The organism is uncultured Aquimarina sp., from assembly GCF_947492405.1.
Taxonomy (GTDB): Bacteria; Bacteroidota; Bacteroidia; order Flavobacteriales; family Flavobacteriaceae; genus Aquimarina.
Genome location: NZ_CANLMP010000002.1, coordinates 799,541 through 815,888, shown reverse-complemented (window position 1 = coordinate 815,888; position 16,348 = coordinate 799,541). Strand labels below are relative to the sequence as shown.

The 16,348-nt window shown below is 32.9% G+C and carries 12 protein-coding genes; 2 read left to right on the top strand and 10 right to left on the bottom strand.

Going from position 1 to position 16,348, the window contains the following annotated elements:
• Positions 1–59: 59 nt before the first annotated feature.
• Both Q0829_RS09805 and Q0829_RS09800 read right to left on the bottom strand, forming a co-directional pair.
• Entirely contained in the window at positions 60–890 is an 831-nt protein-coding gene (locus tag Q0829_RS09805; RefSeq protein ID WP_298541991.1) for an NAD(P)H-binding protein, read from the bottom strand.
• The gene (locus tag Q0829_RS09800; protein WP_298541990.1) at positions 874–3,276 is read right to left on the bottom strand and encodes a M28 family peptidase; all 2,403 of its coding nucleotides are present in this window, start codon (positions 3,274–3,276) and stop codon (positions 874–876) included. Before Q0829_RS09800 ends, Q0829_RS09805 begins: the two co-directional genes overlap by 17 nt.
• Positions 3,277–3,587: 311 nt before the next feature.
• Between Q0829_RS09800 and Q0829_RS09795 the strand changes: the two genes are divergently transcribed.
• Entirely contained in the window at positions 3,588–4,058 is a 471-nt protein-coding gene (locus Q0829_RS09795; RefSeq protein ID WP_298541989.1) for a CBS domain-containing protein, read from the top strand.
• Positions 4,059–4,062: 4 nt separating this feature from the next.
• Here Q0829_RS09795 and Q0829_RS09790 read toward each other — a convergent pair whose 3' ends face one another.
• The 5 genes from Q0829_RS09790 to Q0829_RS09770 all read right to left on the bottom strand — a co-directional run bounded on the left by Q0829_RS09790 (position 4,063) and on the right by Q0829_RS09770 (position 9,404).
• Positions 4,063–4,770 carry a hypothetical protein gene (locus tag Q0829_RS09790; protein ID WP_298541988.1) on the bottom strand — a complete coding sequence of 236 codons (708 nt, stop codon included), beginning with the start codon at positions 4,768–4,770 and terminating at the stop codon, positions 4,063–4,065.
• Position 4,771: 1 nt separating this feature from the next.
• Positions 4,772–5,122, bottom strand: a complete 351-nt coding sequence (locus Q0829_RS09785; RefSeq protein WP_298541987.1) for a hypothetical protein — start codon at positions 5,120–5,122, stop codon at positions 4,772–4,774.
• Between the two features lie 143 nt (positions 5,123–5,265).
• Positions 5,266–6,759, bottom strand: coding sequence for a cellulase family glycosylhydrolase (locus Q0829_RS09780; protein ID WP_298541986.1), 1,494 nt, complete (start codon positions 6,757–6,759; stop codon positions 5,266–5,268).
• Between the two features lie 239 nt (positions 6,760–6,998).
• Positions 6,999–7,901 carry a histone deacetylase gene (locus Q0829_RS09775; protein WP_298541985.1) on the bottom strand — a complete coding sequence of 301 codons (903 nt, stop codon included), beginning with the start codon at positions 7,899–7,901 and terminating at the stop codon, positions 6,999–7,001.
• A 6-nt stretch (positions 7,902–7,907) separates the two neighbouring features.
• Positions 7,908–9,404, bottom strand: coding sequence for a hypothetical protein (locus Q0829_RS09770; protein WP_298541984.1), 1,497 nt, complete (start codon positions 9,402–9,404; stop codon positions 7,908–7,910).
• A gap of 198 nt (positions 9,405–9,602) precedes the next feature.
• Between Q0829_RS09770 and Q0829_RS09765 the strand changes: the two genes are divergently transcribed.
• Complete coding sequence (locus tag Q0829_RS09765; protein ID WP_298541983.1) at positions 9,603–10,859, top strand: MFS transporter; 1,257 nt, start codon at positions 9,603–9,605, stop codon at positions 10,857–10,859.
• 14 nt (positions 10,860–10,873) lie between these two features.
• Here the strand turns inward: Q0829_RS09765 and metG are convergent, their stop codons facing one another.
• The 3 genes from metG to Q0829_RS09750 form a co-directional block, all read right to left on the bottom strand.
• On the bottom strand, positions 10,874–12,940 hold the full coding sequence (metG, locus tag Q0829_RS09760) for a methionine--tRNA ligase (protein ID WP_298541982.1): 2,067 nt from the start codon (positions 12,938–12,940) through the stop codon (positions 10,874–10,876).
• A gap of 186 nt (positions 12,941–13,126) precedes the next feature.
• A complete protein-coding gene (locus tag Q0829_RS09755) occupies positions 13,127–14,740 on the bottom strand; it encodes a DUF1501 domain-containing protein (protein ID WP_298541981.1) in 1,614 nt (537 codons plus the stop codon).
• 7 nt (positions 14,741–14,747) lie between these two features.
• Positions 14,748–16,208, bottom strand: coding sequence for a DUF1800 domain-containing protein (locus Q0829_RS09750; protein WP_298541980.1), 1,461 nt, complete (start codon positions 16,206–16,208; stop codon positions 14,748–14,750).
• Positions 16,209–16,348: the final 140 nt, after the last annotated feature.

Here is a 16,348-nt window from a genome sequence, read left to right as displayed (position 1 = left end):
TTTGCTTGGACTAATCCGTATGGAGGAATATAATTAACTCCCTTATCAAACCGATAGAACTAAGGGTTTTTATCGAATAAATTCAAATTCCTTTTAAAAGTATATTCCAAAATTTTTGAAACGTTATCAGAATTAATAATCTTCCCTTTTGAAGGAGTTTTATAATCATAATCAGGAATTGTTAGTCCCATTTGTTTGCAGATTGTACCATAATATTCAGCTTTTGCCGGGTGTTCTGGATAGGAAGCGTTAAAAGTATCATTCCAGTGATCTATTGCTATTATTCTTTTAATAATACCTATACAATCTTCTCTATGAATTAGATTTACTGGTGCCTGTGGATTTTTGATGTTTTTTCTTTTCGAAAGCATACTTGCAGGATGTCTTCGGGCATCAAACAAACCAGCAAAACGAAGAATAGTGGTTTTTAATTTTTGATTACTTAGCAAGATTTGTTCTGTTTGTATTAGTTGTTTTCCTGCATTTGAAATAGCATTTGGATATGTTTCGGAAGTAATCAAAGGAAAACCCTCTAGATCTGCAAAAACTGATGTAGAGCTAATAAAAATAGTTTTTTGGATAGTTGACTTTTCTAAAGATGGAATTAGATGTTTGATTTTGCCTACAAAATCACTTTCTGGATTCCTTCTTAATCCTGGAGGGATATTGATAATCAATATTTCACTTCCTTCCAGAAAAGATTCAATAGCACCGGCAGGACCATCTTCTGTGACTTCTATTAAGTAGGGATTAATGCCTTCATTTTTTAGGTTGTCTAATTTGTTTTTTGAGGTTGTAGAACTTTTAATACCGTATTTTTCTGCTAGTAAAGCTTTTGCTAATGGTAATCCTAACCATCCTGTACCCAGGATACTAATTTGTTTGCTCATTATCTTCTGATAAATTTGTAGATTGGTCTGTTTGCAAAGATGTAGAATCCTGAGGTTTTTCGGTGTATTCGAATCTCAATGTTTTCTTAATTGTAATGGCATCATTAAGTACAAAAGGTTTTGGAATCATCGTTTCAGAACGCTTTGGAACAGAAAATAGATCATTTTCGAGCAAATCATATGAAGATTCGTATACAACAATTTCTGGTACAGAATCCTTATGGAATTGCATTCTTAATTCTAAAGGTTCATTATTTCTTAAGTGGTATGTTAATAAACGATTATTCCAACGATTAGTGAATGCATTGTATCTGGATCCATCTCTATAGGTGACATCTTTTGGAGCAACTCCATTTGCTAATAAGCTTTCAAAATTAAAAGATTTACGCATAAACAAATCAATTCTATTGATATCGCGCTGAGGACGTAGGCAAATATCTAGTATTCTTTTATCTCCCACGATACTATCAAAAGAGGTTTCAACTTTTATGGATTTAATATCTTTTAAAGGAGCATCATTTACATAGTTGAAAGAATTACTGTATTTACTCTCAATAGTATTCTGATTCCAATCTTTAGCTAGATTTTTGAGACGATCGATGTAGTTTTTGGTCCATGAATCTAAAGTATGATCATAAGATGCCCAATAGGCTTTATTTTTGTCTTCGTGTACTATGTATACCAAACTATTTGGTTTTTGTCTTTCTTTAGTGAAATCAGACTTAAAATGAGATGCTCCAAGACATACTAATGCTAACACAAATACAACAGTGCCTATCATACTTTTTTTAGTGTAAAAACCTACTACTGGTAGCAATAATGTACAAAGTAAAACTGTAAGTACAGATGAGACAAAAGCAATTTTCAATCCTAAAGCAACCGGAAATGTAGCTATAAATGGCACAATCATAAAAATGGCTGGAAGACATAGAATGAGCATTAATATCGGAAATGGTCTTTTCTGATTTATCAAAACAAACTGACATAGAAGACAAAGAAGTACGGGTATAATGAAATAACTAGCACCTTCTAAATAAACAGCAGCACCTCCACAAATTATGATCCAAAAAAACAAAGGAGCTACCAATATACTAGGTAGTTCTTCTTCATTATCAAAAATACTGTATACTTTAAAAAAAGCAGCTACGGCCAGTAATACAGCTCCCGCAATGTAGTAATATCCATTATATGGAAACCCGTGTAAGATATCATTGTATTCCGGATATATGATTAAAGCCAATTTCCAAAGCCCAAAACCTAAAACTCCTGCTAAACCTGCAGAAATAATAAATGCTAAAAACCCACTTCCAACTTCTCCTGCATTAATACGAAATCTGGCTTTTCCATACACTATGAAGCCGATAAATAAGAAGATTGCTAACCCTAGTAATGGATAAATCCAACTAAAAGGGTATTTAATTACCTTAAATATTGGGGCGTTAAAATATAAAAAGTCTTCTTCTGATTTGAGATTTGTAATATCAGAATTAGAAAAATAAGTTAATAGCGGCATTAGATAACTACCTTGATGTTGTAATGTATTTAGATCTAGGTTTTGCCAGGTGTCATTGGCAGTGTGATAATCAAAGTGGTCATCAATAAAAGCAAAATTATATCCTTCAATATTTCCATGTTTCCTAAACACTGTAAGATCAGTGTCGTTAGGTAATAGTTTATAAATACTATAGGCCAATGAATTTGTTACAGGAAATTGCGGATCTGCTTTTATGAATTCTTCGATCATTTTACCATTCTTGCCATTGGTTTCCATTAGCATATAGGAGTTTCCTCCACTTCCTCTGGCTTCAAAATTTAAAACAAGACCTACATTTTTCGTCCATGGATGTTCTGACACAAATAAATCAGCTCCATTTAAGCCTAATTCTTCTCCATCTGTAATACATATGATAATATCATTTTTAGGAGTTTTATTTTGAGCTATATATGCTCTAATACCTTCCAAAATTGTTGCAACTCCACTTCCTGCATCACTTGCTCCATAAGAAGAATGTTGACTACTGTCGTAATGCGATAGAAGGAGTAAAGCTTTACTTTCTTCTGATGTACCTTTAATTTTAGCAATAATATTTTGTGGTTTACTCATACTACCTTTATCGCCGATAGAAAACCCTTCTTGAATTTCTGGTGATAATCCTAGTTTTTTGAGTTCTTCTATAATATAATTTTTGGCATCATCGTGCGCAGGACTACCTACGTAATGCGGTTTTTCAGAGATTTTTTTGACGTGCTCTAGTGCTCTTAAGGTTGAAAACTGTTGTTCCGGAGTATCGAGACCAGAAATTTGTTGAGGCATACTACTATAAAATGTATACCAAACGGATAGGATAATTAATATAAACGTGAGTACTGAAAGAATTTTTTTCATCAGTTATTGATTGTTTGTGTTAGTTTGAGCGAAGAGATGTATGGTAAGATTTTGTAACAAAAATAGAAACATATAAAAGAAATGTTAGTAAGCTCACTTTTATCAATTTGATTCCTTTTTGTCTCATTTATTTAATATCTATTAAGATAAGTGTCACGAGCGTTAGTTTTTTTAGTAATAACTAAAATTTATCTATTTTATTAGTTGTGATAAAGGTAATAAAATAAGATTTTATCATTATAAATGTTAAAAATCCATTGAATAAGTAACTCAAAATGACTATATTTAAGATTCACTAAATCACTATTATTATGGGAATTATAAGTTTTCAGGGCGCTAGATCTAAGGTAAAAAAACAAGATAATACACCGATTAAAGTTTCGGATTATATGACCAGAAATTTGATTACTTTTTCTCCAACACAATCTGTTTTGGAAGTAATGGAGTCATTAGTAAAAAACAAAATTTCGGGTGGTCCAGTTGTTAATGAACAAAATGAATTATTAGGGATTATTTCTGAAGGAGATTGTATCAAACAATTAAACGAAAGCCGCTATTATAACATGCCTATTGATGATGCCAATGTAGAAAGGTTTATGGTTAAAAATGTGGAAACTATTGATGGAAACATAAGCATTTTTGATGCTGCAAATAAATTTTTAGAAACTAAAAGAAGACGATTTCCGATTTTAGAGGATGGTAAGCTAGTAGGGCAGATTAGTCAAAAAGATGTAATGAAAGCAGCCCTAAAAATGAACAGCCAGAATTGGAGAGATAAGTAAGTTTCTATTTTAATTCTTGTGCTTTAGGATCATCTGTTATGATTAATTTGTTTTCTCTATCACCAGATATATATAAACTTTTAGAAGAGTATCGATCAAGATTATGATCGGACTCTTTCCAATGTCCTGTGCCCAATATTGTGATTTTTTCTCCTACTTCAATAACCCCTTCTCGATAACGTATACTTTTATTAAAACCAAATAATCCAGTACTATCTTTACCATGTGATTTTAGGTATGTTTCCAAGTGTTTAGGAGGATCGTTCCATGTGCCTGATGCCTGTTTTACATCCTTGACCAAATAAACCATTTTAGTTTTTGGAGATGAATTCGTTATTACAACAGCTTTTTCTCCAGACGATTCTATAATGAAATCAATTCCGTTGTCTTCTTTTATAATGGTATGCCATGACTTATTCTTACCACCACGTTTTTCTTCGACTTTAATTTGATAATAGACGCATTTTCTTTTACCTATAGGAGAGATAATAGGCTCTGTAATGATATGTGTTTTTCCAATTACTTTAGTATATTCCTTGTCTTTAATAAGCTGAATTCTTTTTGGATTGACTTGTTTTAGTTTTCGTAAGATTCTGTTTTTATGACTAAAATAGTATCCAATAAAAACTAATATAGCAATAACCAATATTAAAATTCCTATTAGAAAATAACCATTAGAATTTATTTGAAAGAGAATTATATTAGGATGCATATTAACTATTTCTTTTAACTAAGGCGTAATATTCATTTTCTAATGGGAGATATCCTTGGTCATATACAAAATAATAGATCTTACCAACTTTAGTTGTATAAATACTGGTGAAATGTTGAAAATCAAATCCTTTAGCGATTAATTTCGATTTGGTAGTTTTTGTTTTTTCATTTGGATTGAGTTCCTCTAATATTCTATAGTTTTTTCTAAGACGATTATTAATATTTCTTACCAGATTTTTACTATCCTTATTGATTTTGTTGTTAAAAGCATTTCTGCAGTAATCACTACAGAACTTTTTATCTGCTCGACCAATAATTTTTTCGCCACATTCCGGACAGTCTTTTTGCATAGTGTTTATTTGATAAGCAAGATACGATAATCCGATTTAATCATTTGTAAACGGCTTTTGTATGTATTAATTTTTGACTGTTATACACAAAAAAAGGAACTAATTACTCAATCAGTTCCTTTTATAATAGTTTAGCAAAGTTATTATTGAATAATAATTTTTTTAGTGAAAGTTTCTTTAGAATTTACAAGAGTAACTTTAGACAGATAAACTCCTACAGCTAATTTAGAAACATCATATGCGTAGCTGTTAGAAGATAATACTTTATCATCAAGTACATTTACTTCTCTTCCGTTAAGGTCATAAATGCCTATTGATGCAATAGTTCCTTCTTTAAAATTAAAGTTTAGTATCTGAGTTGCTGGATTTGGATATACGCTAAATGAGATATCGGTTAGATCCTCTACACTTAATACATTGCCTGCAGAGCAATTAGGAATTGGATTTGATAGAATTGGCTGTAAATAATCCATTTTCCACTGTACTACAGTACTCCAATCATTATCTAAAATCCCTCCTGTATCACCAGAATTAGGATTGAGAGACCAAAATGTATAATGTAATTTTTGTTCCTTGATGAAATCAATAAATTTAGCAAACCAAATTTCATCTTTTCCTCCTTGTCCTTGGATACCTAGTTCGCCAACAAACAATGGAGAAGTTTCATTGGTATTTAAGAAATTAAATTGTTCTTCCCAGATTCCAGGCATGTTTTCTGGGAAATCAGGAGCAGAGAACCAAGTCTGCTCAAAAACTGTTGGACCGTATTCATGAGGTGAATACATTAGCTTGTTTGGATTACTTAAAGTAATTGGATAATCTCTCGCACCTTGTAAGTTTCCTCCCCACCAATAGGTTGTATTTGTTCCATCAGGTTTTGTGTAGGCTTCAATTCCTTCTACAATGATTAGTACATTAGGGTTTACTTCTAGAATTGCATTACCACATTTTTCTGCTGCCAACTTCCAATCGGTTGCGGGATCATTATTCCCCCATCTAGCTCCTTCAGGATCATCAATTTTTCCGTGTGGTTCATTATTTAAATCCATACCAATAACGGCATCATAATCTTTATACCGTTCTGCGATGAAAACCCAATCCGCAATCCACTCTTCTTCAGAAACAGTATCCGTATACCATAGACCTTCTGCAAGATACCCATCTGGATTACGAGAATGACAATCAAGAATGATCTTCATGTGATTTTCTTGACACCATTCCACAATTTTATCTAATGCATCAATAGGTTTAGTAATACCTTGAAGATATAGATTTGAGTATGGACCAGAACCCGTATTATCGGTCAAAATATCTTGAACCCATTCATTTGGCTCGTAAATTTCGACACCATCTCGAAGCATTAAATTATGCCATGGAATCCGAAAACAGTTAAATCCAAGTTCTTTGCTTTGATGAAGAACGGAGTACATATCTCTAGACCATAATCCATGAATAAGATTGTTTTGTGTTTCGAATCCGAACCAGTTGACTCCAGCAAGTAGTACTTCGTTTCCATCGGAATCCAATAATTTATTGCCGTTTACTGTTAACCAGTTACCTTCACAATTTTCTTGAGCAATAACGTATTCTGATGACAGTAGAAATGCCATCACGAATAGGATGTAAATTTTTTTCATTTTAGTTAAGCTTAGCTATGATTTGTATAACTGCTATAACGTTAGCGTGTTAATTTTTAGTATCTAAGTAAGGTAGTGGAGATCTATTTGTTTAATTTTTATCAAAAATGATTTATTAACCTTGATTTTTGGTGTTTTATGAACTGAAATCTTAGTTTTATTGATGATATGTTATTAGAATATGTAGTACAATGTGACTTTTGAACAAAGAGTATAATAATATCTAATATTATTTGTGATTAAAAGAAAATATCCTGGGCCAGTCTAAAGGTATTTGCGTGTGCGTCAATGATAATTTTAATATCAGGGGAGTATCCACCACCCATAGAACACATAACTGGGATAGAGAGATCTTTACAAGTTTGTAATACATAACGATCCCTTTCTTTACATCCTTCAATAGTGCATCCTAATTTACCTAGTTTGTCTGAAGCTAATATATCTACACCACAGAGATAATAGATAAAATCTGGTTTTTGGTTTTCTATAAGGGTAGGAAGGGTTTCTTTTAAGATTTTTAAATAATCTGCATCTTCAGTTCCATTATCAAGAGGGATGTCTAAGTCGGATTGTTCCTTCTTAAAAGGGTAATTACTAGCTCCGTGCATAGAGAATGTATAAACTTCTGCGTCATTCTCAAATATCTCGGCAGTTCCGTTACCTTGATGTACATCTAGATCAACGATTAATATCTTTTTTGCTAAGTTTTTTTGTAATAAATGTTTAGCTCCGATAGCTTGGTCGTTTAATAAACAAAAAGCCTCACCACGATCTGTATAGGCGTGATGTGTTCCTCCCGCGATATTCATAGCGATTCCATATTTTAAGGCGTATTCTGAAGCTTTAATAGTTCCGTCTGCTATGATAACTTCTCTATCTACCAATTCTTGCGATAAAGGGAACCCAATTTTACGCACTGCTTTTCGATCTAATGTAAGTTTCGTGAGCTCTTTATAGTATTCTTGAGTATGCACAGCTAGAATAGGTTGAGAATCTAGTATTTGAGGTGTAAAAAAGTTCTCTTCTATACAAGTACCTTCATGAAGCAATTGTTTGGGTAGCAATTCGTATTTAATCATTGGAAACCGATGACCATCTGGTAAAGGATGTTTGTATATAGGATGATATGCTATTTTAAGCATAGAGAACTATTCTTTGAAGCTATATAATTCATAGGTTCTTTTCTTAGGATCAAAGAAACCATAATGTAATCTCTCTTTATGTAAAAATATATTTACTGCTTTCGTTTTGATATCTAAATTGTCTTCAAACTCAAATAATCTATCATAACCATTTTTTTTAATGTCACCCTGAATGTGATCAAAGTTATTGTCGAAAAGACAGTTGATATATGTAGATTTTGTGGTTGTATAACTACTATAATTATAGAAAGTTGGATTAAAACCTATCCATACTCCTGTAGCACCTCCAACAGTACCTCCAACGGCAAATCCACCACCAAAACCATTCATTCCGGCATATCCATTACTGGTTGTAATTTCTTTTGTGCCTCCAAGGATGATATTATATTTATTATCTACCTTGTACACCGATATTCCTAAATCAGAGGAAGAGATTTTTCTAAGATATTTGGATGTTTTTTCCATTTCTCTAACTCGATTTTCTGAAAAACCAGGAAGTATGCCTCCACCTTCCTGAATGATAGGCGAGTTTTTAAACCTGATTGTATCTTCCTTTTTAACCTTATATTCTTTGATTATTTTTTCAGTTTCTAAATCTAAAACGGTAAACTTCATTTTTTGATTAGAACTGGCGATTTGAAAAAGCTTATTATCGAAGATATAAGAATTACTTTTACGATATCCTTCTTCGGTTTTAGATGGTTTGTTGTAAGATTTTACAGTGGCCTCAAATGTTTCTAAATCTATAAAGCACAATTGAGTTTTTTTATGATCATAGTCAAAACTAAAGATCAATTGATTATTAAACTGATATAGTTTGTTTTCTTTTGAAGTAGTTTCAATAACGTTGGGATTACTACCTTCTATTTTTTCAATATCTATAACTGAGCGTGAAATTCCTCCTGAATCAGAAAGCAACAAATAGTATGCATTTATAGTATGATTCCTGCTTTTAGGGTTTGGATATTCTAATTCTTTTAGAGAAACTGTATTTTTAGTAGGGGTAAATTGTTTATCAAAAGTATAGATATTTAAATCTGAAGACTTTTTTGTAATCGTGATGAGATGAATTTTATTATTGTAAACTACGCTTTCTACATATTTTTCACCTTTAATTTTAAAGTCTAAGAAAGTATTTTTAGCAGTTTTGGTTTCAAAGTCAAAAGTTTGTACACCAAATTTAGTACTCCAGCTGTCGCTAAAGAAAATGGAGTATGCATTTCCTTCTATATTATATCCTAAAATATATCTGTATTTAGAAGGAATTGTTTTGGTAGAAATCTTTGATGTATTGGTATAACTACTATCTAATAAATGCGCGTGAAATTGTCTACCTTCTTCTAGTAAAAGCATAAGATCACCAGTAAGTTGATTTGGTAATGCGTATGATTCCTTTTTAGATTGAAATTTCACAAAACCATCTTCCAGCTCTAATACCTTTTCTTGGGCATGGGTAAAAAAGCATATGTATAGTAGGCCAATGAGTGTTATATATCGTTTCATTTTTTAATAATAAGTTCTTTTTGCTTGTCAATAATTTAGGTAATATCACATATTTAATCATCTAGAACTATACTATTAATGCTAGCTAATGTTTACGAGTATGATATGATATTTTTGAATGTTTTAGATAAGACAAAAATCGTAATATATTATGTAGACTAAGATACTATCTTTGTTAAAAAAATAATTACCTTTTTAATGAAAAATGATCCATACTCAGCATTACGATATAAAGAGTTTACTATTTTTTTATTAATACGTTTGTCTCTGGTAATGGCCTGGACCATGCAATTTATAGTAATCGAATGGGAAGTATATAGTATCACAAAAGATCCTCTTTCTTTGGGTATTATTGGACTAATGGAGATAGTTCCTGCTGTTTCTTTGGCTCTATTTGCGGGTCATATCGTTGATCAAAAAGAGAAGAAAAGCTTACTGTTTATATGTATTTCAGGGTTTTTGGTGATTAGTTTAGGTTTATTTCTATTAACATTACCTAGTTTTAGGGATTCTTTGACTGAATCCACTATTTTATATGGAATCTATTTTCTTGTTTTTTTAGGAGGTATTGTAAGAGCTTTTTTGGGTCCTACTATATTTTCCCTTTTAGCATTATTAGTTCCCAAAAAAATATACCCCAATGCTGCTACTTGGAGTAGTTCTACATGGCAAATAGGGGCTGTGGCAGGACCAGCACTAGCAGGATTTACTATTGGTTTGATAGATGTGCATTGGTCAATGTTAGTAATTGTTGGTTGGGCTACACTAGCTTTCATTTGTTTATTTAAAATCCCTAAAAAACCAATAATGAATCCCAATATTGGAGAGCCCATATTTAAAAGTCTGAAAGAAGGATTAAGATTCGTTTTTAAGACTAAAGCAGTTTTAGGAGCACTTACTTTAGATATGATAGCGGTTCTTTTTGGAGGTGCGATTGCATTATTACCCGTTTTTGCTCAAGATATTCTAAAAGTCGGACCTCAGGGATTTGGTATTTTAAGAGCAGCTCCGGCAGTAGGAGCTTTTATAATTATGTTCACCACGGCTTATTTTCCAATTAATAAAAAAGCGGGAATCAAATTATTAGTAGCTGTTTTTGGGTTTGGAGTGAGTATCATAATTTTTGGTATATCTTCTGTTTTTTGGATATCCGTAATCGCATTGTTTTTTAGTGGAATTACCGATGGAATTTCGATGGTGATAAGGCAAACCATATTACAACTTAAAACTCCCGATCATATGAGAGGGAGAGTGTCTTCTGTAAATTCTATGTTCGTAGGATCTTCGAACGAGTTAGGCGCTTTTGAAAGTGGTATTACGGCGAAATACATGGGTACAGTAACTGCTGTAGTATTTGGCGGGAGTATGACTTTACTAACGGTTATTTTTACAGCTATTATTTCTCCAGCCTTTAGGAAATTAGATCTTAGAAAAGATATAGAAGAAAAAACATAAGTAGTTACTTAATATCAACTAATCACAGCACCAGGTGTAACTCCATCCTCATCCGGATTTAGGAATACTAGTTTTCCATCAGGAGTTTCGGTCATGAGGATCATTCCTTCGCTTTCTACACCTCTTAATTTTCTTGGAGCAAGATTTACCAATACTGTTACCTTTTTGCCAATTAAATCTTCTGGTTTAAAGTGTTCTGCAATACCTGAAACGATCGTTCTAACGTTAAGTCCTGTATCTACTTTAAGAACTAATAGTTTTTTAGCCTTTGACATTTTCTCTGCTTCTACGATAGTCCCTACACGTAGATCCATTTTAGTGAAATCCTCAAAAGTTGCAGTATCTTTTTGTGGTTCTATAGTTTTGTTTTCTGCTTCGTTGGCTTTTTTAGTAGCTTCTAGCTTATCCAGTTGCTTTTGGATATCAGCATCTTCGATTTTGGAGAATAATAGCTCTGCTTTTTCAATTGTATGACCAGCTGGAAGCAATACTTCTTTGGTGGCTATTTCGTTCCAATTCGTCTTGATATCGCTTGACGTTGCAGCTAGTATGTTTTTTAACTTTTGAGAAGTAAATGGTAAAAATGGTTCTGATAAGGTGGCTAAAGCCGCTGCAACTTGTAAACCAACATACATAATGGTTTTTACACGTTCTGGATCCGTCTTAATAAGTTTCCAGGGTTCTTCATCCGCTAAATATTTATTACCCAATCTAGAAACGTTTAATAACTCTTGTGAGCCTTCTCTAAAACGATATCTTTCGATAGAACTACTAATAACAGCTGGATACGCTCTTAATTCGGTTAATGTTTGTAGATCTAATTCAGAAAATTCATTTGGAGTAGGAACGACACCGTCATAGTATTTGTTGGTTAGTACAACAATTCTGTTGATGAAATTCCCAAAATTACCGACCAGTTCATTATTGTTTCTATCCTGAAAATCTTTCCAGGTAAAATCATTATCCTTAGTTTCTGGAGCATTTGCTGTTAAAGCATATCGTAATACGTCTTGCTTATCCGGAAAATCTTCTAAATACTCATGTAACCAAACGGCCCAATTCTTAGAGGTAGAGAGTTTGTTACCTTCCAGATTTAAAAATTCGTTAGCAGGTACATTTTCTGGTAGTATATAACTACCTTCTGCTTTTAGCATACTAGGAAAAATAATACAGTGAAATACAATATTATCCTTACCAATGAAATGTACTAGCTTAGTATCTTCATCTTTCCAATAAGGTTCCCAGTCTTTTCCTTCTCTGTCAGCCCATTCTTTAGTAGAAGAGATGTATCCGATTGGTGCATCAAACCATACATATAGTACTTTTCCTTCTGCACCTTCAACCGGAACGGGAATTCCCCAATCTAAATCACGAGTAACCGCTCTTGGCCTTAAACCATCATCCACCCAGGATTTGATTTGACCATATACATTGGTCTTCCAGTCTTTTTTATGACCAACTAATACCCACTCTCTCAGAAAATCTTCATATTGATCTAATGGTAAAAACCAGTGTTTGGTCTGTTTTAACGTTGGTTTTGCTCCAGAAATAGTAGATTTAGGGTTTATTAAATCTGTTGCGTTTAATGAACTACCACAGTTCTCGCATTGATCACCATATGCTTCTTCATTTCCACATTTTGGACAAGTACCAGTTACAAATCTATCGGCAAGAAACTGATCAGCTTCTGCATCATATAATTGTTCTGATGTTTCCTCAATAAATTTTCCATCCTCATATAATTTCTTAAAAAACTCAGAAGCTGTTTCATGATGAATAGGGGCAGAGGTTCTGGAGTAATTATCAAAAGTAATCCCGAAGTCTTCAAAAGATTTTTTGATAATTGCGTGATACTTATCTATAATTACCCGAGGAGAAACTCCTTCTTTTTTTGCACGCATAGGGATTGCAGCACCATGCTCATCGCTACCACAAATAAAAGCTACGTCGTTTCCAGTGATTCTTAAATATCTGGAATAGATATCTGCAGGTACGTAAACTCCTGCTAGATGTCCTATATGAATAGGTCCGTTAGTATATGGTAAGGCAGATGTAATTGTGTATCTCTTAGGTGCGTTCATAATGCTTGTAAAAATGAGGCACAAAGGTACTAAACACTGAGATAAAATAAGAAGGCTTTATTTAATTAATATAAAACTTAAATAATGTGTTATTACTGAAGGCGTTTTAAGATTTTTTTACATAAAAAAACAGTATCAGAAATTAATCTGATACTGTCTAACATAAAATTAGGATTTTGAATCCAGTTATAAAATCATTACCGGTTTGCTATATTGTTGCTTGCCTTTTGTAATTCGATATGCATAAAACCCTTCAGATAATCTGGTCTTAGCTGCTTCTTTTACATTAATAACATGTTCTCCTTCTAAGAGTATTTCATTTTTTATTGTAGCTATTTTTTGTCCCGTAATGCTATATAAATCAATATTTACGTGACCTACTTGAGTGTTGGTTATATGAATAAAAGATTGACTACCAGTATAAGTAACTGTGTGGCTAAAATTTTGAAAATCAGGAATTTCTTCATCTGTACCAAGACTACTACAATTAAATCCTAAGTCTAGAGGATTATATTGTTCACCCAGAAGAACTTGATCTACAACATTACCATCTATACATAGCCATTCTTTCATTATGGTAGCATAAACTTGTCTAAAATCGTTAGTATTGTATAAGTTTCCATTTCTGTTCAGGTTAGATAAATCAGGATGTTCTCCGATAAAACCATTACCATCCAGTCCAGTTCCAAAAAGCATCATAGGAGCTGCAGTACCGTGATCCGTTCCACGCGATCCATTTTCTTTTACCCTTCTTCCAAATTCTGAAATAGTCATAGATACTACTTTATCATCCCATCCTGCATCTTTAAGATCATCATAAAAATGAGCCATTGTTTCTGAAAGTTGAGTAATAAGCTGTTCCTGTCTATTCAATTGGTCATTATGAGTGTCAAAACCACCTAGAGTTACAAAATATACTTTAGTTCCTAAATTACCTTTTATTAGTCTGGAAACAACACTTAATTGTTCTGATAACCTATTATCGGGATAATTTCCAAAGTCAGATGTGCTTTCATAAGCATCATTGATGACACCTGCATAGGTAAATGTAGTATTAGCAACACCTTTTAGATACCCTACTTTTTCTCCGTGTGTGCAATCTGGAAGATTGTTGAGGTCATATAGAGACCCATTTTGAGCAATTTCAAAGAGTTTTTTAGGGTCAGCTACAGAAAAGGCAAAATTATTTTGGTCTCCATTAAATATAAGATTACCACTACTTCCTATCTGGATTGCCGCTGGGCGTTCTGGAGGGTTTAGTAAATAATCAGGATATAGGTTTTCAAAGTATCGCCCCATCCAGCCGGTATCTTCCTGATCTGTTACATCAGAAGTTGCCCAAATATCAGAACCTGTAAAATGCGATAAGGCACTTTCTTCATATCCAACGCCATGAACTATTTTCATCTTGCCATCACCCCATAATTGTTGGAATTTATTGGCATAGTTCGGCATTCCATAATCATCATTAAGATTGAATAGTTGATTTTCTCGTATTCTTATATTAGGACGAGCATTGGCATAAGTATCATATTGGTTAATTGGGATCACAGTATTTAATCCATCATTACCTCCCTTAAGTCTAATAATAATAAGTACTCTATCAGTTTCTGATTCGTCAAGAGCAGCTGATAGACGCGATGGTTTCGATACAGATAAGGCAGTGTTAGCAAATGCCACTGTTCCTCCTCCCACAATACCTAAAGCTTGTAGAAATGAACGTCTGTTCCATTTTTTATGTTCCTGATTATTACAACTATCAGGTTTTGGAGTGAAGTTTTTATAATGAGTATCACACATGATTTTTCTATTTAAGTTGGAATTCGGGAATCGTTATAAGAAATTGTAAAAGTCTGTAGACTTGTCTGGGGGCTGTATCCCAATTAAGACTCCAGGTACCATCTTCAAAATAGTTTTCTGGGACTTGATCTTTAAAAATTTCTAATCCTTGGCTATATTCTGTAGCACTTAGTAACTCCTTGGAAAGGAAGTTATCTAAAATTGATTTTGACACAAGCTCCACATCATTAGAATTACTTCCCATAATATCTATTGCAAGTGTTCTAAACTGTTCTTCATTATGTCTCCACGATCTCCATAAATACCAACCGATTCTGTCCCATCTTGTAGTTAACGTACTAGAATCAATCCAATCTTTATCTCCTTGCCAACCAGCAACATCTACGGGCTTTAATAATTCTTGCCCTAATTCCTGGCATCCACCTCGTATTTTGTTATTAAATTCAAAATCTACAGGTAACTCAAAATTTAAATCTTTAAAAAAATTGATCTGCACATCGGTAGGACTTTTAATAAGCACACCTTGACTCCTTTCGTCAAAAAAATGTTCACTTTTAAATAATTGTCTTAGTACCGGCGCTATTTCGAAGTTATTATCCAGAAAAGTCTGCGCAAGTTGATTTACAATGTCTTCGTTTACAGCGGGGCTAATAAAATAACGATAGAATTTACCGCAAATGAATTTTGCTATTTGTGTGGGTCTTTGCTCAAAAAGAATTCTGATAACATCATTATAGTCCCAATTACCTTCTTGGTCAAAAATTATTTTATTTTCATTATCAAATTTGTTAGTATCAAAAGTGATGGCTCCCCAACGTTGTTCTCTTTCATTCCAACCGGTTAATGCTCTGGCAGTTTCGACAATATCATTTTGAGTGTATCCATTATCTACGCCCAAAGTAAAAAGCTCATAAAGCTCTCTTCCATAATTCTCATTAGGTCTATTTTTTGTGTTCTGATATCCATTTAAGTAAATTAACATGGCTGAAGAAAGACCTATATCAGAAGTAAAGTCTTTAAAATTACCTAATGAATGAAATTGTAGTAGGTTATAATATTGAAACAGATAAGCAGGGCTTTGGTATGTATTGTCTTCTGTTACAAAATGATTACTCCAAAATAAGGTAAGACGATCTCGGAGATTATTTTGAAACATGTCTGCTACCATTTGATTTTTCCAATCCCTTCTATATGAAAAAGGATTTTCTGGTGTGGCATCAAAATCATCTTTAATCCAATAACCCCATTCTGGCGCTGGAGTTGGGTTTAGATTCAAAGCTTCATCAATAAGACTATCAATTAGATTTGAAGGGTTTTGATTAAGAGCGTTGTTCACCATCTCGGGAGTTGCACCAAAACCAAGTCTTCTATACAAATGATTAATCTTTTGTCTATTCCAGGGATTTGTATTCGTTGGAGAATAGACATTTAATGAAGCAACGTTACACGAAGTATTTGTTGTCATCATAAAAGTTTGTGTTAGTTAAGAATATTGTAATAGTTTAATTTTTGAAACGTAATTATTTGATAGTTAGTTTCTTATTAAGAAACATTTAGCCATTATTATGAAATTTTTTGATTTTGTTTACTATTAGAACAAAAACCGGA

Bases quoted from the DNA above. Each gene is read 5' to 3' on its own strand.
- Q0829_RS09765 (WP_298541983.1), top strand. From the start codon at position 9,603: ATGAAAAATGATCCATACTCAGCATTACGATATAAAGAGTTTACTATT.
- metG (WP_298541982.1), bottom strand. From the start codon at position 12,940: ATGAACGCACCTAAGAGATACACAATTACATCTGCCTTACCATATACT.
- Q0829_RS09805 (WP_298541991.1), bottom strand. From the start codon at position 890: ATGAGCAAACAAATTAGTATCCTGGGTACAGGATGGTTAGGATTACCA.
- Q0829_RS09785 (WP_298541987.1), bottom strand. From the start codon at position 5,122: ATGCAAAAAGACTGTCCGGAATGTGGCGAAAAAATTATTGGTCGAGCA.
- Q0829_RS09795 (WP_298541989.1), top strand. From the start codon at position 3,588: ATGGGAATTATAAGTTTTCAGGGCGCTAGATCTAAGGTAAAAAAACAA.
- Q0829_RS09770 (WP_298541984.1), bottom strand. From the start codon at position 9,404: ATGAAACGATATATAACACTCATTGGCCTACTATACATATGCTTTTTT.
- Q0829_RS09775 (WP_298541985.1), bottom strand. From the start codon at position 7,901: ATGCTTAAAATAGCATATCATCCTATATACAAACATCCTTTACCAGAT.
- Q0829_RS09800 (WP_298541990.1), bottom strand. From the start codon at position 3,276: ATGAAAAAAATTCTTTCAGTACTCACGTTTATATTAATTATCCTATCC.
- Q0829_RS09755 (WP_298541981.1), bottom strand. From the start codon at position 14,740: ATGTGTGATACTCATTATAAAAACTTCACTCCAAAACCTGATAGTTGT.
- Q0829_RS09780 (WP_298541986.1), bottom strand. From the start codon at position 6,759: ATGAAAAAAATTTACATCCTATTCGTGATGGCATTTCTACTGTCATCA.
- Q0829_RS09790 (WP_298541988.1), bottom strand. From the start codon at position 4,770: ATGCATCCTAATATAATTCTCTTTCAAATAAATTCTAATGGTTATTTT.
- Q0829_RS09750 (WP_298541980.1), bottom strand. From the start codon at position 16,208: ATGATGACAACAAATACTTCGTGTAACGTTGCTTCATTAAATGTCTAT.